Consider the following 16,421-nt stretch of genomic DNA (forward strand, 5'->3'; position numbering starts at 1 on the left):
CTTGCGTGGTGCGCTTCTGCGGGGGGGCCGTCCTGTGGCTGCGATCCGTCACGATGTCCGGCTGTGGCGGGTCAGTTGTTGTTCTGGCGATAGTAGAGCCGCCGCACGGAGCCGGTCTTGGAGCGCATCAGGATCGTTTCGGTTTCCAGAAAATCGCCGTCGCGTTTCGCGCCGGTCACGATCGACCCGTCGGTGACGCCGGTGGCCGCGAAGATCACATGCTGGGTCACCATCTCGTCGCGGGTATAGATCCGGTCGAGGTCGGTGATGCCGGCCTTGGCGGCGCGGGCGCGTTCATCGTCGTTGCGGAAGGTCAGGCGGCCCTGGATCTGGCCGCCCATGCATTTCATTGCCGCGGCCGCCAGCACGCCTTCAGGCGCGCCGCCCGACCCCATATACATGTCGACGCCGGTCTTGCGGGTCTCGGCGCAATGGATGACGCCCGCCACGTCGCCATCGGTGATCAGCCGGATACGGGCGCCGGTGGCCCGGATTTCCTCAACCAGTGCCTGATGGCGGGGGCGTTCCAGAACGCAGACCATCAGGTCGCTCGGGTCGCAGCCCTTGGCGCGGGCGAGCGTCTCGATCCGCTCCGTCGGGCTCATGTCGAGCGTGACGAGCCCTTCCTCGTAGCCCGGTCCGATGGCGAGCTTGTCCATATAGACGTCGGGCGCATGTAGCATCGAGCCGCGCGGGCCCATGGCAATGACGGCCAGCGCATTGGGCATGTCCTTGGCGGTCAACGTCGTGCCTTCCAGCGGGTCGAGGGCAATGTCCACGCCCGGTCCGTTGCCGGTGCCGACCTCCTCGCCGATGTAAAGCATCGGGGCCTCGTCGCGCTCGCCCTCACCGATCACGACCACGCCGGAAATGTCGAGCATGTTGAGCTGGCGGCGCATCGCGTCAACGGCGGCCTGGTCGGCAGCCTTTTCATCGCCCGAGCCGATCAGCCGCGCCGAAGCGATGGCCGCGGCTTCGGAGACCCGCGCGAGCCCAAGCGAGAGCATCCGGTCGGAGAAGATCGTGTCATCCTGCATCGGTCGGTTTCCTTGTCCCTGTTCTGTTGCCTTCCGCAGCCTAGCGCGGAAGATCAAACGTTTTCGATACGGATCGCCACTGGCTGCGACCGGTTGACGGGCAGGGCGGCAATCTGTTCGAGCGCCGCATCAAGCGCCGCGCGGTCGGTTTCATGGGTCACGATGAGCACCGGCGCCTCGTCGGCCTGATGGTCATACTGGCGCATCCGGTTGATCGAGATGCCCTGCGCGCCAAGGGCCTGCGCGACACTGGCGAGCGCGCCCGGCTTGTCGTGGAGCGAAAAGCGCAAATAGAAGGCCGATGCCGGACCAGAGCCGCCCTCGACAGGGGCCACGAGGCTGGCGGCCGGACGGCCGAAGACCGGAATGACAAGTCCGCGGGCAATGTCGACCACGTCGCCCATGATCGCGCTGGCGGTCGGTCCTTCGCCGGCACCCGGACCCTGATAGACGGTCTGGCCGACGAAATCGCCCTCGACCACGACCATGTTGGTCACGCCTTCCAGTTGCCCCAGCGGCGAAGCTTCGGGGACGAGGCAGGGCTGCATCCGCTGTTCCAGCCGCCCGTCGCGATGGGTGGCCACCCCAAGGAGCTTGATCCGGTAGCCCATGTCCCGCGCATGTTCGATGTCGGTCAGGCTGATATGGTCGATCCCCTCGATCGCCACCGCGCCGAAATCGACCCGGGTGCCGAAAGCCGCGGCAGACAGGAGCGCCAGCTTGTGCGCGGCATCGATCCCGCCCACATCGACGCTCGGGTCGGCTTCGGCATAGCCGAGCGCCTGCGCATCGGCGAGCACATCGGCATAGTCCGCGCCGGTCGATTCCATTTCCGTCAGGATGTAGTTGCAGGTCCCGTTCATCACGCCCATGACGCGGTGGATCGCGTTGGCAGCGAGCCCTTCGGTCAGGGCCTTCACGATCGGAATGCCGCCCGCAACCGCGGCCTCGTAGCGCAGCGCCAGCCCCTTGGCATCGGCCAGTTCGGCCAGCGCCTGCCCGTGCATGGCCAGCATGGCCTTGTTGGCGGTGACCACATGTTTGCCCGCGGCCAGAGCCGCTTCGGTGGCGGCCTTGGCCGGGCCATCCTCGCCGCCGATCACCTCGATCAGAACATCCACATCGTCCCGCCGCGCCACCGCGACCGGATCGTCTTCCCAAGCGTAGCCGGACAGGTCGACTCCGCGATCCTTGGACCGCGAGCGCGCGGAAATCGCCGTGATCTCGACCGGGCGACCGGCGCGCGCTTCCAGGAGCGCAGCGTGGGTCTGGACAATGCGGACGATCCCCGTGCCGACGGTTCCGAGCCCGGCAAGGCCCAAGCGAAGCGGTGATGTCATGGTTGTCCTGTCCCGATCTGAATTGGTCTCGATGTTGCTTAGGGGATCAGCGCGGGCGCTGCAACCGCCGCGCCGCCGGAGGGCTTTGATCAGGGCTCCCAGAAGCCCCAGCCGTCCGGCGTGAAGCCGCGCGCGAGCGCTATGCGGCTCGTGCGTTCCTCATGCAGCCAGATCTCGTCAACGGCGAGCGCGACATCCTCCACCGCGACGGAAAACCCGCCATCCTCGGATGGGGTCGCCGCATAGCCGAACATGCCGAGCGCGCGGGTGGCGGCCTCCAGATCGGCTCCGGCGCCCGGGACGAATGTCAGATCGAGCGTGACGCGCGCATCCTGCGGGAAATCGGCTTCGCTGCGAAGCTGGTGCAAGGTGGCGGCGGTCTGCGCCTGTTGCAGTTCGAAATCCCAGTCCGGAGTCAGATCGGTCATGCGGCCTCCGGATCAAATTCGGCGAGCAGGCTGTCGGCATTGTCGAGCACCTTGCGGACGCCGCGCGCCGCCTGCCGGATGCGCTGTTCGTTCTCCACCAGACCGAGCCGCACGAACCCCTCGCCATATTCGCCGAAGCCGACGCCGGGGCTGACGGCCACACCGGCCTCTTTGAGCAGGATCTTGGAGAAGGCCATCGAGCCGACATTGTCGAACCGTTTGGGGATCGGCGCCCATGCGAACATGGTCGCGGGCGGGGCGGGGATGTCCCAGCCCGCGCGGCCCATCGCATCCACGAGCGTGTCGCGCCGCGCACGGTAGGTGTTGCGGATCTCCGCGATACAGTCGTCCGGCCCGTTGAGCGCTGCAGCCGCCGCCACCTGCACCGGCGTGAAGGCACCGTAATCGAGATAGGATTTGATCCGGGTCAGCGCCCCGATCAGCCGCCTGTTGCCCACGGCAAAACCCATCCGCCAGCCCGGCATGGAATAGGTTTTCGAAAGCGAGGTGAATTCGACCGCGATATCCTTGGCGCCGTCGACCTGCAGGATCGAGGGCGGCGGATTGTCGTCGAAATAGATTTCCGCATAGGCAAGGTCGGACAGGACCCAGAGGTGATGCTTCTTCGCGAAGGCAATAAGCTCGCGGTAGAAATCGAGATCGCAGACCTGTGCCGTCGGGTTCGAGGGGAAGGACACGACGACGGCCACCGGTTTCGGGACCGAATGGGCCATCGCGCGGTCGAGCCCGCGCATATATTCCTCGGGGTCGAAGCGCCCCTCATGGAGCGCGGGCAGGTGGCGCAGCGTGCCGCCCGCGATCATGAACCCGTAGGGATGGATCGGATAGGACGGGTTGGGCACCAGCATCACGTCGCCCGGCGCGGTGATCGCCATGGCTAGGTTGGCAAGCCCTTCCTTCGAGCCCAGCGTCGCGATCACCTCCGTCTCCGGGTCGAGATCGACGTCGAACCGGCGCTTGTAATAGCCCGCCTGTGCGCGGCGCAGTCCCGGAATGCCCTTGGATGAGGAATAGCGGTGCGTGCGCGGCTTGCGCACTGTCTCCACCAGCTTTTCAACGATATGCGGCGGCGTATCCATGTCCGGATTGCCCATGCCGAAATCGATGATGTCCATGCCGGCGGCGCGATATTCGGCCTTCAGCCGGTTCACCTCGGCAAAGACATAAGGTGGCAGGCGTTTGATCCTGTAGAATTCTTCTTCAGCCATGCGTGCGGCCCCGTTTCCCTCTTTGCTGCCTTATAGCAAGGGTGCGCTGAAAAAACAGAGGTCTTGGACGACCGGTCCGCGCGGCAAATTGGCCAAAGGCTCAGGGCAGGGGCAGGGCGGCCAGACGGGCGGCTTTCTCTTCGTCGCTGAGGCTCTGGTCCGACAGGATGGCCGCGCGCTGCTGTAGAATTGCGGCCCGGGCCGCAAGCGCCGCCTCTGCCGCCTGCCGCTCCTCTTCGGTGCCGGTGGCGGGTGCGGTGAAAATGCCGCGCGGTTCCAGCACCGGCCAGACCGACGGTGTGCCGGCGGCGACCGGACGGCTCGAATCGTAGTTGGGCAGTTCCGCCCCGATGCTGCACGCCCCGAGGCAGAGGCACAGCGCCATGCCGCAGCCGCGCCGGACCACACGGCGGGTGGCTGTCCTGTGGCGGGCGGGGAACGGGAACTGGCGCGTCATGCGGCCTCTTGCCGGAGGGGTCATTGAGGGCTTGGGAAATGCGGCCCTGCTCTGCCATAGTAAGACCGGTCACCGGACGGGAACAAGGCGAAAGGTCGGGCGAAGCATGGGCGAGAAGGGGCAGAATCTGGAACAGGATTTCGAGGAGCTGACGGAGGACAGTCAGGAATTCGCGCGCAACATGGCGCAAGCGGCGGAAACCTCGGCCCAGATCTGGCAGACCTTCCTCGAAGCGCAGGCTGCCGAGAAGCCCCAGACCCAGCCCGACCCGCTCAACACGATGCCGGCCTTTGCCGAACTGACACGCGCACTTTGGGACAATCCCGAGAAACTGGCCGAACGGACGCTTGAATTCTGGACCGAGCAGAACCGTCTCTGGCAGCACAGTTTCCTCAAATGGCTGGGCGCGGAAGAAGAGGCCGAGGCCCCGAACCTGCCCGACATGGCAGCGCCGGGCAAACGTTTCTCCCACGAGCAATGGTCGCAAAACGCGCTCTTCGACTATATCAAACAGTCCTATCTGCTGACATCAGGCTGGATCCAGAACACCGTCCATTCGGTGGAGGATCTGAGCCCGCGCGACCGCAAGAAGGCGGAGTTCTACACCCGGCAATATGTCGAGGCGATGAACCCCGCCAATTTCTTCGCGCTCAACCCCGAAGTGCTGGAGACCACGGCGAAGGAGAAGGGCCAGAACCTCGTCCGTGGTTTGCAGATGATGTTGCAGGACATGCAGCGCGGGAAGGGCAAACTCCTGATCCGGCAGACCGACATGGACGCGTTCGAGGTCGGCCGCGACATGGCGATAACGCCCGGTGCCGTGGTCTGGGAAAACGAGATCCTGCAGCTGATCCAATATGCGCCCACGACGGACGAGGTCCGCTCGGTGCCGATCCTCTTCATCCCGCCCTGGATCAACAAGTTCTACATTCTCGACCTGAACCAGAAGAAGAGCATGGTCCGCTGGCTGGTGGAGCAGGGCTACACCGTCTTCATGATCTCCTGGGTCAATCCTGACCGCGCGCAGAAGGACGAAACTTGGGACAGCTACCTGACGAAGGGCGCGCTGGCCGCGATCGACAAGGTGCTGGAAGAAACCGGGCAGAAAAAGCTGCATCTGGCCTCCTACTGTATCGGCGGGACGCTGACGGGCACGCTAATGGCCTGGCTCGGCAAGCAGGGCGACAAGCGGATCGCCTCCTCCACCTTCTTTACCGCGCAGCTCGATTTCGAGGATGCAGGCGAGTTGCAGGTCTTCGTCGACGACCGGACGATCGACCTTGTGGACGAGCAGATGGAGGAGGGCTACCTGCCCGCCGAGACCATGGCGAGCGCCTTCAACATGCTGCGGTCCAACGATCTGATCTGGTCCTATGTCGTGAACAATTACATGCTCGGCAAGGACCCGTTCCCCTTCGATCTGCTCTACTGGAATGCCGACAGCACGGCCATGCCGGCCAAGGTGCACCATTTCTATCTGGAACGGTTCTACCGCGACAATGCGCTGGTGAAGGGCGGGCTTTCGGTGCTCGACACGCCGATCACGCTCGCCGACATCAAGGGGCCGGTCTATCACGTCGCCACGCGGGAGGATCATATCGCGCCCGCGGCATCGGTCTATCGCGGCGCGCGGATGATGAAGAACGCCAAGCTGCGTTTCATCCTGTCGGGGTCGGGCCATATTGCCGGTGTGGTCAACCCTGTCGCGGCGCAGAAATACCAGTATTGGACCAATGACGATATGGACCAGCCGACGCTCGAGGATTGGTTCGACGGCGCGACGGAAACCCAGGGCAGCTGGTGGCCGGACTGGGACCGCTGGCTGACGCGGCGGTCCGGCAAATGGGTGCCCGCCCGCGCGCCCGGCGCGACACTCGGCCAGATCGAGCCTGCGCCCGGCCGCTACGTCAAACTGCGTTTCGACCAGCGCTGACGGGCTGGCCGCTCGGTCAGCGGATGCTGGTAATGACCGTGCCGCCCCAGAAAAGCACGAAGGCCGCGGGAAAGACGAACCGGCAGACATAGTCGATGCGCTGGGCCTGCGCCTCGCGCCCGCGCCGCGCGAGCGTGCCGGTGTAGAGCGCCTCCAGCAGGGCCGCGAAGACGAGCAGCGTCGCTCCGAAGAGCATCCAGTCGAGCGTCGTGAAATAGTTGAGCCGCGGCAGGATGGAACTCGTCGTCAGCTGGAATGCGATCAGCGTCAGCATGGATGTCGCGGCGAAGCCGATCTGCGCCTCGAATTTCTGCGGCGGAATCCAGAAGACGGTCCAGCTCATCGCCACGATCAGCGTCAGCGGCGTGATGATCTTGAAAAGGAAAAAGCCGTAATAGCGCGCCGCATCGATGGTGACCGCAGCGATGCTGCGCTCTTCCTGCAGGGTGCTCAACATGCTGTTCGCGGCGCTGATCGTGACACCGCGGATGTCCCAATCCTCGATGTTGAGCGTGTCGGCGAGCCGCGCGCCGTCCACCATGGGGACGAACTGGAATTCATCCACGCCGAGGGACGGGGAGGCGAACTCCATCGTGATCTGCTGCCGGTCGAACGGAAACTTGTGCAGGTCATGGTAGGAGGAAATCGTGCCGGTCAGCCGCTGCAGGTAGGTGACACGACCGCCCTCGGCCACGCTCACCTGATTGCGCGCCTGCGTGTAGGTTGCCCTCAGGTTGGAACTGTTGAGCAGGTTGGCTGGCGGGAACCAGACCTGCGTGATCGGAAAGCGGCAGCCCCCAAAATCTGCCAGCCGCTTATCGGTCCATTCCAGCACCATCAGGAAATCGCCCTCGATCTGCTGGTTCACATCGTCGATGCCGAGCACGTCGGCGACGATCATGCCGATCTCGACGTCCGTCGGGCCATCACCGGCGCCGGGGCGCACATTCGTGTCGAACGCGGGCAGGGCGCAGGCCTGAACAGGTGCGGGTGTAGCTTGTGCTATCGCGGACCCCGACCAGAGCGGCAGCAGGGCCATAACCAATAGCAGGCGCAGAAGGGGCGCCAGAGGGCCGGATGCGGGGCGGGTGGTCCGGTTCATGCACTGCTCTCCTCGTTGGTCGCGCCAGATTTGCCGAGCGGCGCCGGTCTGGCAAGCCCTCTCGGCAAGCACCCACTGGCATTTGAACGGTCGTTCAGTTACCGTCGCCGCGAGAGGGGCATCATGGCGCGCAAAACCGGATCGAACGGGGAAAAAACGGCACGGGACCTGCGGCGGGCGGCCACCAGCCTGTTCGCCCGGCATGGCTATGCGGCCGTGTCGATGCGCCAGATCGCGCAGGCCATCGGCGTGCAGGCGGGGGCGCTCTATCTCTATACGCCCGACAAGCAGAGCCTGCTGGCCGATCTGATGGCCACGCATATGACGGAGCTTCTCGACGCGTGGCAGGCGGAGGCAGATGCAGGGGCCGCGCCCGAGGACCGGCTGGAACAGTTCGTGCGCTTCCATATCGGCTTCCACGCCGGCCGGCCGGACGAGGTGTTCATTGCCTATATGGAGCTGCGCAATCTGGAGCCTGACAATCTGGCGCTCCTGCAGAAGCAGCGCCGCGCCTATGAGGATGTGCTGGAGGATATCCTGAAATCCGGTGTGGCCGCGGGCCGGTTCGACATTCCTGATACACGTCTGGCCACCATGGCGCTCATCGCCATGCTGACCGGCGTCACCACATGGTTCCGCTCCGGCGGGCGGCTGACGCTGGAGGAGATCGAGGAAACCTATCTGTCCATGGTGCGCGGCGCGGTGGGCCTGACATGAAGCGCCTGCTGCACCACGTGCCGCACAGCCGGTCGCTGCGCAGCCTCTGGCTGCTCCGGGAACTCGACCTGCCGCACGAGGTTCGGCTTCACAGGTTCGGATCGGCCCTGCAGGACCCCGACTATCTGGCCCGCCATCCGCTTGGCCGCGTGCCCTGCTATGAGGAAGGGGGCCTGACTCTCTACGAATCCGGGGCCATCGCCGAACATCTGTGCGAATCCGTGCCTGACACGCCGCTCTGGCGCCCTCCCGGCGATGCGGAGCGGGCCGCGTGGCTGCAATGGCTCCACTATGCGGAAACGATCGCGGTGCACGCGGCCTATCTGACCCAGTCGCATCTTGTCCTGCGCCCGCCGGAGGCGCGTTCGCCGGTGCAGATGAAGCTGGAAACACGGCGGCTGGCCCGGGCGCTCGGTGTTGTGGCCGACCAACTGGCCGCCCGCGACCACCTGCTCGGGACGTTTACTGCGGTGGATATTGCGGTCGGCTACTCGGTCTGGGTGTCGGGCCATTTCGTCGAACTGGGCGACATGCCGGCACTGATGGCCTATCTCGAGCGGCTCCGCGCCCGTCCCGCGGCGGACGGGGTATTCGGCGCGCCTGAGGGGTACGGCATCTACATGCAGCCCTTCTACCCGCTCGACTGATCGGGCACGCCGACAATCGTGCGCAGTGTGTCCACGCCGACCAGCGGGGCCTTCAGGTCGAGACCGCGGATGACCCTGTAGGGCGCATCCCGCTGGCCAAGATCGCTCAGAACCATGCGGGACGTGCCGAACTTGTCCGATGAACTGTAGATCCCGGGCGTGGCCAGCACCGGCATGCCGAGTTCCACCGACACATCCGCGCTGCGGTCCGAATCCTCGATCGCGACGAGCGAGCCTGCCTGTTCGCCCAAGCGCGCGAGCAGGTCGACCCGGGCGTTGCGCGCGCCTTCTCTCATGTGCAGGCCGCCAGCCTCGAACACATGCCAGGCCGTGAAGGCCTTTTCCGGCGGGCGGCCGGTCAGCTTCCGGATCAACTGGTCGAAATCCGATTCCGTGCCCTGCATGATGGCGCCCGATTTCAGCCCGGCGCGGTCACTTTCCTCCAGCAGGCGCAGCACGCCGGGTCGGGGTGTGGCTCGACCGGCTGCGATGGACCGGCTGAAATGCTGCTGCTTGATCCGGTAGATCGTCTCATAGAGGCCGCCCACATCGAAGGCGGTGGCGAAATCGGGATGGCGGCGCAGCATGAAATCCATGATCCGGCCCGGCCCGTCCGGCAGGTCGAGCACACCGGCATACATGGCGCGGGTCCAGATCCAGTTCAGGCCCAGATCCTCGAATGCGTGATTGTAGGCCTGACGGTGCAGGTCGGCCATGTCGGCGAACGCATCTTCGATATTGAAAACGAGTCCGGTCAGATCCACCGGCATCATTCCTTGTTCGGGCCCCGCGCGCCAACCGAACCCTGATCTTTGAACGCGTCTGATTTACAAATGGTTACGCCAACAGGTGCAGGCATCGGCTCAATTTGCGTTAACCTTGCCCGAACGGATCAGGCCGCCCCGTCCGGAGCGGCCTGCACGAGAATTCATCTGTCCGGGCTGACGGCCCGCGGATCACAGATCGGGATAGATCGGGAAGCGGGCGCAGAGCGCGGCCACATCCGCCTTCACGGCGGCTTCGACCTCGCCATTGGCGTCCGAACCGTTGGCGGCAAGACCATCCACGACCCGCACGATCATCCGGCCGATCTCTGCAAACTCGTCCGCGCCGAAGCCGCGCGTGGTGCCCGCCGGCGTTCCGAGCCGGATGCCCGAAGTCACCATCGGCTTTTCGGGATCGAACGGAATGCCGTTCTTGTTGCAGGTGATATGCGCACGGCCGAGCGCCACTTCCGTCTCGTTGCCTTTCACACCCTTGGGGCGCAGGTCGACGAGCATCACATGCGTGTCGGTCCCGCCGGTGACGATATCGAGCCCACCCGACATCAGCGTGTCTGCCAGCACCTTGGCATTGGCAACGACCTGCTCCTGATAGGCGCGGAATTCGGGGCGCAGGGCCTCGCCGAAGGCCACGGCCTTGGCGGCGATCACATGCATGAGCGGGCCACCCTGAATGCCGGGGAAGATGGCCGAATTGACCTTTTTGGCGATCGCCTCGTCATTGGTCAGGATCATCCCGCCGCGCGGGCCGCGCAGCGTCTTGTGCGTGGTCGTCGTGGCGACATGGGCATGCGGGAAGGGCGACGGGTGGACGCCGGCCGCCACAAGACCCGCGAAATGGGCCATATCGACCATCAGGTAGGCACCGACACTGTCGGCAATCTCGCGGAACCGCGCGAAGTCGATCTGGCGCGGAATGGCCGAGCCGCCTGCGATGATAAGCTTCGGCTGGTGTTCCTTGGCCAGGTCTGCCACCTGATCGTAGTCGATCAGATTGTCCTGTTTGCGCACGCCATATTGCACCGCGTTGAACCATTTGCCCGACTGGTTCGGGGCGGCGCCGTGGGTCAGGTGCCCGCCGGAGGCGAGGTTCATGCCGAGGATCGTGTCGCCCGGCTTGATGAGTGCCGTGAAGACCCCCTGGTTGGCCTGCGAGCCGGAATTGGGCTGCACATTGGCGAAGTCGCACCCGAAAAGTGCCTTGGCGCGGTCGATGGCGAGCGTCTCGGCCACGTCAACATACTGGCAGCCGCCATAGTAGCGCCGGCCCGGATAGCCTTCGGCATATTTGTTGGTCAGGACCGTGCCCTGCGCTTCCATCACGGCGCGGGAGACGATGTTTTCCGATGCGATCAGTTCGATCTCGTCGCGCTGGCGGCCGAGCTCGTCGGTCACGGCGGCGAACAGTTCTGGGTCGCGGCTGTCGAGCTGTTCGGTGAAAAAGCCGGAATCGCGGATGGTGGCGTCCATTCAAGGTCTCCTCAGGTGGCCCGTCTGCAGTTGCGGCCTTTCTATCGCGCTTGTTTCCTATAGGAAACATAAAAGCGCGCGGCGGTGAGAGGCGGTGCCATGCAGAATTCTGCGCTTCTCTTAGCCCTGCCGTGACAGGTGAAAAAGGGTGAAATCGGCGCGTTTGCGCATTGCCGCGCGGATTTCGGCGCGCGCAGGGTGCGGAAAGCGGCCGTCGGTTTCCGACAGGAAACCCCGTGCGCGCCGGCGGTTCCGGTTCCGACGGCAGGCGGTCATGCGCAAATCCGCCGCAGCGCCAAGGGGATAGGCGCTTGAGTTGCGCGCCCGAAGCGGCGAAACTGCCGCAGCGCAGCAACGAAGGGCGACACGAGTGGGATTTGAACGGATCTGTTTCCGTGCCGCCGGCACGCCGGGCGCGCATGCCGCAATGGTGGCGCTGCGCCAGCGCTACGGCCAGCATCCGGCGGAAGATGCGGACGTGATCGTCGCGCTTGGCGGCGACGGATTCATGCTCAACATCCTGCACGAGATGCAGGGCCATGATGTGCCGGTCTACGGGATGCATCGCGGCACGGTGGGCTTTCTGATGAACGCCTTTTCCGACGCCGACCTGCCGGAGCGGCTCGCCGCCGCGGAGGAAACGGTGATCAATCCCCTGCGGATGGAAGCGACGCGCCGCGACGGCGAGATGCGCACCGCGCTTGCGATCAACGAAGTATCGCTCCTGCGGGCCGGTCCGCAGGCGGCCAAGCTGCGGATCTCGGTCGACGGGCGCGAGCGGATGGAGGAACTGGTTTGTGACGGGGCGCTCGTCTGCACGCCGGCCGGGTCCACGGCCTATAATTACTCGGCTCACGGACCGATCCTGCCGATCGAATCGGACGTGATGGCGCTGACCGCCATGGCCGCCTTCCGGCCGCGGCGCTGGCGCGGTGCGCTGTTGCCAAAGACGGCGCAGGTGCGGTTCGAGGTTCTGGAACATGCCAAGCGGCCGGTTTCGGCCGTGGCCGATTCGACCGAAGTGCGCGATGTGGTGACGGTGGATATCCGTTCGGAGCCTGACATCCGGCACCGGCTCCTTTTCGACCCCGAACACGGGCTCGACGAGCGGTTGATCCGCGAACAGTTCGTGTGACGGCCGCGCGCCCGCGGCACCTGATCCAAGGGCAGAGCGGCGGATACGGCTTCCGGGCTTGCATGTGACACGGCGATGCCCGATCACACCGGAAAGACATGACGGCATCCGCGACGGGGAGCCGGCGCGCCGACAAGGAGGAAGAAGCGACTATGAAACTGGGCATCCGCGAACAGGTGCTGTGGTGGACTGGCGGGCTCGTTGCGCTCGTCGCGATCCTGTGGCTGCTCGGTGACGCGATCCTGCCCTTTGTCGTTGGCGCGGCCATTGCCTATTTCCTCGATCCCGTGGCCGACCGGCTTGAACGAATGGGCCTGTCGCGGGTTCTGGCCACCACGCTCATCTCGATCGTCATGGTGCTGATCGTGGTGCTGATCTTCGTGTTGCTGGTTCCGGTCTTCATCGAGCAGGGGGCCGAACTCGGTCGTGCGTTGCCGCAATATGTGCAGCAGTTGCGCGGCGCGGCGGAAAGCCGGTTTCCAGACCTGCTGGCCGCCGATGGCGGGCTCGCCAAGGGGATCGAATCGTTGCGCGATGTCGCCGCCGACAAGGGCATGGCGCTTTTCAATCAGGTCCTGTCCTCGTCGCTCGCGGTGATCGACTTCCTGTTGCTTGTCGTCGTCGCGCCGGTCGTGGCCTTCTACCTGCTGCTCGACTGGGACCGGATGGTGTCCGTGATCGACGGCTGGCTGCCGCGTGACCATGTGGACACGATCCGCCGGCTGGCATCCGAGATCGACAGCGTGCTTGCCGGCTTCGTGCGCGGGCAGCTTTCGGTCTGTGCGATCCTCGGCACTTTCTATGCCGTGGCTCTGGTGCTGATCGGTCTGGAATTCGGCGTCTTCATCGGGCTGTTCGCCGGTCTCATATCCTTCATTCCCTTTGTCGGCGCGATCATCGGCGGCGCACTGGCGATCGGCGTGGCCCTCTTCCAGTTCTGGGGCGACCCGATCTGGATCCTCGCCGTGGCAGCCGTTTTCTTCGCCGGACAGGCGGTCGAGGGCAATGTGCTGACGCCATATCTGGTCGGCAGTTCGGTCGGCCTGCATCCGGTCTGGCTGATGTTCGCCCTGTCCGCATTCGGGACGCTCTTCGGTTTCCTCGGCCTGCTCATCGCCGTGCCGACCGCAGCGGCCATCGGCGTACTGGGCCGTTTCGCGCTCGACCAGTATCAGGCGAGCCGGCTCTACACAGGGGAACCCGGGCAATGAGCGGGGCGACACAGCTTGTTTTCGACCTGCCAAGCCGTGCGGCACGCGGGCGCGGGGATTTCTTCGTCTCGGACGCCAACGCGCTCGCCGTGCGCCAGCTGGACGGCTGGCGCGACTGGCCGGAGCGCAAGCTCGCGTTGATCGGCCCCGCGCGGTCCGGCAAGACCCACCTGACAGGCGTCTGGGCGACCGAATGCGGCGCACGGGTCATCAGTGCGGCCGATCTGCCGGACTGGGATCTTGCGGCTTTGACCGAGGTGCCGGCGCTGGCGGTCGAGGATGTGGACCGGCTCGCGCTCCTGCCCGAAACCGCCCGCGGCGAGGCGGAAACCGCGCTCTTCCACCTGCACAATGCCGTGCTGCAGGCGCAGGGGCACCTGCTCGTGACCGGTGCCTTGCCGCCCGCCCATTGGGAGATCGGTCTGCCTGACCTTGCCTCTCGGCTACGAGCGACGCCCGTGGCGCGGCTTGATCCGCCGGATGACGCGCTCCTGATGGCCGTGCTCGTGAAACTCTTTTCCGACCGGCAGTTGATCGTGGACCCCGATCTGATCGAATATCTTGCCGTGCGGCTTGACCGGTCGTTCGAGGCGGCGGCCCATGTCGTGGCCACGCTCGACCGCGAGGCGCTGCGCCGCCGGCGGCCGGTCACCGTCCGCCTGGCGTCAGAGATCCTCTTCAAGCCCGAACCGGGCCAGCAAAGGAGCCAAGCCGATGCCTGACGATGCCGCCCGCGACCTGCCCGAACGGGTGAACGCGGATTTCCTGCGCTCGGCGCCGGGACCGGGCGTCGAGATGCCCGAGCTTGATCCCGAGAGCCCCGACCGGTTTTTCAACCGCGAACTGTCCTGGCTGCGCTTCAACACCCGCGTGCTGGAGGAAGCGGAGAACCCGAATGTCCCGCTTCTGGAGCGTGTGCGGTTCCTGTCCATCTCGGGCAGCAACCTCGACGAGTTCTATTCGGTCCGTGTGGCCGGTCTGCGCGGGCTGGTGCGCGCGGGGCTCGCCCATCCGAGCGTCGACGGGCTGACGCCGGCCGAGCAGTTGCAGAAGATCGACACGAGCGCTCGCAAGCTGATGGCCCGCCAGCAGGATATCTGGCGCAGCCTGCAACTTGAAATGGAAGCGGAGAATCTTTTCATCCTGTCCCCGGAGCGGTTGACCGAGACCGATCTGGCCGTGCTGGAAGAGGTTTTCGTCAGTCAGGTGTTCCCGGTCCTGACCCCGCTCGCCATCGACCCGGCCCACCCGTTCCCCTTCATCGCGAACGAGGGGTTCGCGCTGGCGCTGAAACTCCAGAGCAAGAAGGGCAAGCGGCGGCTCGACGCGCTCCTGCCGATCCCCGCGCAGATCCCGCGTTTCATCGAGGTGGTGAACGAGGCGGAGGAGGGCCAGCGCTTCCTGCCGCTGGAGAGCATGTTGCAGGTGTTCCTTGGCAAGCTCTTCCCCGGCTACACGGTCAAGTCGAGCTGCATGTTCCGCGTGCTCCGCGACAGCGATCTGGAGGTGGAGGAAGAGGCCGAGGATCTGGTGCGCGAGTTCGAGACCGCGCTGAAGCGCCGCCGCCGGGGGGAGGTGATCCGCCTCACCATCACCGGGTCCACGACCCGCGACCTGCGCGACACGATCATCTCGGCCCTGCAGGTGGCCGAAGAAGAGGTGATCGAGATCGACGGCGTGCTCGGCGTGGCCGACCTGTCGGAAATGGTGCTCGACAGCCGCGCCGACCTGCTCTGGCCGCAATTCTCGCAACGTTTCCCAGAGCGCGTGCGCGATTTCGACGGGGATATCTTCGCTGCCGTGCGCCAGAAGGACATGCTGCTGCACCACCCGTATGAAAGTTTCGAGAGCGTCGTGCGGTTTCTGCAGCAGGCCGCGCGGGACCCTGACGTGGTCGCGATCAAACAGACGCTCTACCGCACCTCCAAGAACAGCCCGATCGTGGCCGCGCTGTGCGAGGCGGCTGAGGATGGCAAGTCCGTCACCGCGCTGGTGGAGTTGAAAGCGCGGTTCGACGAGGCCGCCAACATCCGACAGTCGCGCCAGTTGGAACGCGCCGGGGCGCAGGTGGTCTACGGGTTCACCGACTGGAAGACCCATGCGAAAATCTCCACCGTGGTGCGGCGCGAGGGGCGGAACCTCGTGACCTATACCCATTTCGGGACCGGCAACTACCACCCGATCACCGCGAATTTCTACACCGATCTGTCGCTCTTCACCTGCGACGCCGCGCTGGGGCGCGACGCGACCAAGATTTTCAATTTCGTCTCCGGCTATGTGGAGCCGCAGAAGCTCGAAAATCTCGCCATTTCCCCGATCGGCCTGAAACAGACGATCCTCGATCAGTTGGAGGCCGAGATCGAACATGCCCGCGCCGGACGCCCGGCTGCGGTCTGGGTCAAGCTGAACGCGATCATCGAGGCGGATGTGATCGATGCGCTCTACCGCGCCAGCCAGGCGGGTGTGAAAATCGACATGGTCGTGCGCGGCATTTGCGGTGTGCGCCCCGGGATCAAGGGCCTGAGCGAGAATATCCGCGTGAAATCCATCGTCGGGCGGTTTCTGGAACATTCCCGCATCGCCTGTTTCGCCAACGGGTCCGGTCTGCCGTCGAAACAGGCGCGGGTCTATATTTCCTCGGCCGACTGGATGGACCGCAACCTCAACCGCCGCGTCGAGTCGCTGGTGGAGATCACCAACGCGACCGTGCGGGCGCAGATCCTCGACCAGATCATGGCAGCGAACCTTGCCGACGAGGCGCAGAGCTGGGTGCTCCAGCCCGATGGCAGCTACATCCGCCACGAAGGGGCCGAGGGCGAGCGGCTCTTCAACTGCCACCGGTTCTTCCTTGAAAATCCGTCCCTGTCGGGGCGCGGCAGCGTGGGCATCAAGGATGTGCCGCGCCTGACCCATTCCTATGATGACTGACTGGC

15 protein-coding genes are annotated in these 16,421 nt (G+C 65.2%); 7 read left to right on the forward strand and 8 right to left on the reverse strand.

Going from position 1 to position 16,421, the window contains the following annotated elements; all coding sequences use genetic code 11:
- Positions 1-71: 71 nt before the first annotated feature.
- The 5 genes from glpX to GSH16_RS07875 all read right to left on the reverse strand — a co-directional run bounded on the left by glpX (position 72) and on the right by GSH16_RS07875 (position 4,491).
- Complete coding sequence (gene glpX, locus GSH16_RS07855; protein WP_160853765.1) at positions 72-1,037, reverse strand: class II fructose-bisphosphatase; 966 nt, start codon at positions 1,035-1,037, stop codon at positions 72-74.
- A 53-nt stretch (positions 1,038-1,090) separates the two neighbouring features.
- Positions 1,091-2,377 carry a homoserine dehydrogenase gene (locus tag GSH16_RS07860; RefSeq protein ID WP_160853767.1) on the reverse strand — a complete coding sequence of 429 codons (1,287 nt, stop codon included), beginning with the start codon at positions 2,375-2,377 and terminating at the stop codon, positions 1,091-1,093.
- A gap of 89 nt (positions 2,378-2,466) precedes the next feature.
- Positions 2,467-2,805 carry a hypothetical protein gene (locus GSH16_RS07865; RefSeq protein WP_160853769.1) on the reverse strand — a complete coding sequence of 113 codons (339 nt, stop codon included), beginning with the start codon at positions 2,803-2,805 and terminating at the stop codon, positions 2,467-2,469.
- Positions 2,802-4,034: an LL-diaminopimelate aminotransferase gene (locus GSH16_RS07870; RefSeq protein WP_160853771.1), complete on the reverse strand. Its 1,233-nt coding sequence runs from the start codon at positions 4,032-4,034 to the stop codon at positions 2,802-2,804. Before GSH16_RS07870 ends, GSH16_RS07865 begins: the two co-directional genes overlap by 4 nt.
- A gap of 100 nt (positions 4,035-4,134) precedes the next feature.
- Positions 4,135-4,491: a lipase chaperone gene (locus GSH16_RS07875; RefSeq protein ID WP_160853773.1), complete on the reverse strand. Its 357-nt coding sequence runs from the start codon at positions 4,489-4,491 to the stop codon at positions 4,135-4,137.
- 106 nt (positions 4,492-4,597) lie between these two features.
- On the opposite strand from GSH16_RS07875, the gene GSH16_RS07880 reads away from it, so the two are divergent.
- On the forward strand, positions 4,598-6,424 hold the full coding sequence (locus GSH16_RS07880) for a PHA/PHB synthase family protein (RefSeq protein ID WP_160853775.1): 1,827 nt from the start codon (positions 4,598-4,600) through the stop codon (positions 6,422-6,424).
- 16 nt (positions 6,425-6,440) lie between these two features.
- Here GSH16_RS07880 and GSH16_RS07885 read toward each other — a convergent pair whose 3' ends face one another.
- Positions 6,441-7,526, reverse strand: coding sequence for a ligand-gated ion channel (locus GSH16_RS07885; RefSeq protein ID WP_160853777.1), 1,086 nt, complete (start codon positions 7,524-7,526; stop codon positions 6,441-6,443).
- A 123-nt stretch (positions 7,527-7,649) separates the two neighbouring features.
- Here GSH16_RS07885 and GSH16_RS07890 point away from each other — a divergent pair, with 123 nt between their 5' ends.
- Both GSH16_RS07890 and GSH16_RS07895 read left to right on the forward strand, forming a co-directional pair.
- Positions 7,650-8,243 (forward strand): TetR/AcrR family transcriptional regulator, encoded by a 594-nt coding sequence (locus tag GSH16_RS07890; RefSeq protein WP_160853779.1) that lies wholly within the window; start codon positions 7,650-7,652, stop codon positions 8,241-8,243.
- Positions 8,240-8,890, forward strand: a complete 651-nt coding sequence (locus GSH16_RS07895) for a glutathione S-transferase family protein (protein WP_160853781.1) — start codon at positions 8,240-8,242, stop codon at positions 8,888-8,890. Before GSH16_RS07890 ends, GSH16_RS07895 begins: the two co-directional genes overlap by 4 nt.
- Here GSH16_RS07895 and GSH16_RS07900 read toward each other — a convergent pair.
- Positions 8,875-9,654 carry an HAD family hydrolase gene (locus tag GSH16_RS07900; protein WP_160853783.1) on the reverse strand — a complete coding sequence of 260 codons (780 nt, stop codon included), beginning with the start codon at positions 9,652-9,654 and terminating at the stop codon, positions 8,875-8,877. The genes GSH16_RS07895 and GSH16_RS07900 overlap by 16 nt on opposite strands.
- 192 nt (positions 9,655-9,846) lie before the next feature.
- Positions 9,847-11,142: a serine hydroxymethyltransferase gene (glyA, locus tag GSH16_RS07905; RefSeq protein ID WP_160853785.1), complete on the reverse strand. Its 1,296-nt coding sequence runs from the start codon at positions 11,140-11,142 to the stop codon at positions 9,847-9,849.
- A gap of 370 nt (positions 11,143-11,512) precedes the next feature.
- On the opposite strand from glyA, the gene GSH16_RS07910 reads away from it, so the two are divergent.
- The 4 genes from GSH16_RS07910 (at position 11,513) to GSH16_RS07925 (ending at position 16,416) form a co-directional block, all read left to right on the forward strand.
- On the forward strand, positions 11,513-12,277 hold the full coding sequence (locus tag GSH16_RS07910; protein ID WP_160853787.1) for an NAD kinase: 765 nt from the start codon (positions 11,513-11,515) through the stop codon (positions 12,275-12,277).
- Positions 12,278-12,429: 152 nt separating this feature from the next.
- Positions 12,430-13,488, forward strand: coding sequence for an AI-2E family transporter (locus tag GSH16_RS07915; protein WP_160853789.1), 1,059 nt, complete (start codon positions 12,430-12,432; stop codon positions 13,486-13,488).
- Complete coding sequence (locus GSH16_RS07920; protein ID WP_160853791.1) at positions 13,485-14,210, forward strand: P-loop NTPase family protein; 726 nt, start codon at positions 13,485-13,487, stop codon at positions 14,208-14,210. The genes GSH16_RS07915 and GSH16_RS07920 overlap by 4 nt, the downstream gene beginning before the upstream one ends.
- Positions 14,203-16,416, forward strand: a complete 2,214-nt coding sequence (locus tag GSH16_RS07925) for an RNA degradosome polyphosphate kinase (RefSeq protein WP_160853793.1) — start codon at positions 14,203-14,205, stop codon at positions 16,414-16,416. Before GSH16_RS07920 ends, GSH16_RS07925 begins: the two co-directional genes overlap by 8 nt.
- Positions 16,417-16,421: the final 5 nt, after the last annotated feature.

Source organism: Oceanomicrobium pacificus, assembly GCF_009833495.1.
GTDB lineage: Bacteria > Pseudomonadota > Alphaproteobacteria > Rhodobacterales > Rhodobacteraceae > Oceanomicrobium > Oceanomicrobium pacificus.

Bases quoted from the DNA above. Each gene is read 5' to 3' on its own strand.
- glpX (WP_160853765.1), bottom strand. From the start codon at position 1,037: ATGCAGGATGACACGATCTTCTCCGACCGGATGCTCTCGCTTGGGCTC.
- GSH16_RS07860 (WP_160853767.1), bottom strand. From the start codon at position 2,377: ATGACATCACCGCTTCGCTTGGGCCTTGCCGGGCTCGGAACCGTCGGC.
- GSH16_RS07865 (WP_160853769.1), bottom strand. From the start codon at position 2,805: ATGACCGATCTGACTCCGGACTGGGATTTCGAACTGCAACAGGCGCAG.
- GSH16_RS07870 (WP_160853771.1), bottom strand. From the start codon at position 4,034: ATGGCTGAAGAAGAATTCTACAGGATCAAACGCCTGCCACCTTATGTC.
- GSH16_RS07875 (WP_160853773.1), bottom strand. From the start codon at position 4,491: ATGACGCGCCAGTTCCCGTTCCCCGCCCGCCACAGGACAGCCACCCGC.
- GSH16_RS07880 (WP_160853775.1), top strand. From the start codon at position 4,598: ATGGGCGAGAAGGGGCAGAATCTGGAACAGGATTTCGAGGAGCTGACG.
- GSH16_RS07885 (WP_160853777.1), bottom strand. From the start codon at position 7,526: ATGAACCGGACCACCCGCCCCGCATCCGGCCCTCTGGCGCCCCTTCTG.
- GSH16_RS07890 (WP_160853779.1), top strand. From the start codon at position 7,650: ATGGCGCGCAAAACCGGATCGAACGGGGAAAAAACGGCACGGGACCTG.
- GSH16_RS07895 (WP_160853781.1), top strand. From the start codon at position 8,240: ATGAAGCGCCTGCTGCACCACGTGCCGCACAGCCGGTCGCTGCGCAGC.
- glyA (WP_160853785.1), bottom strand. From the start codon at position 11,142: ATGGACGCCACCATCCGCGATTCCGGCTTTTTCACCGAACAGCTCGAC.
- GSH16_RS07915 (WP_160853789.1), top strand. From the start codon at position 12,430: ATGAAACTGGGCATCCGCGAACAGGTGCTGTGGTGGACTGGCGGGCTC.
- GSH16_RS07920 (WP_160853791.1), top strand. From the start codon at position 13,485: ATGAGCGGGGCGACACAGCTTGTTTTCGACCTGCCAAGCCGTGCGGCA.
- GSH16_RS07925 (WP_160853793.1), top strand. From the start codon at position 14,203: ATGCCTGACGATGCCGCCCGCGACCTGCCCGAACGGGTGAACGCGGAT.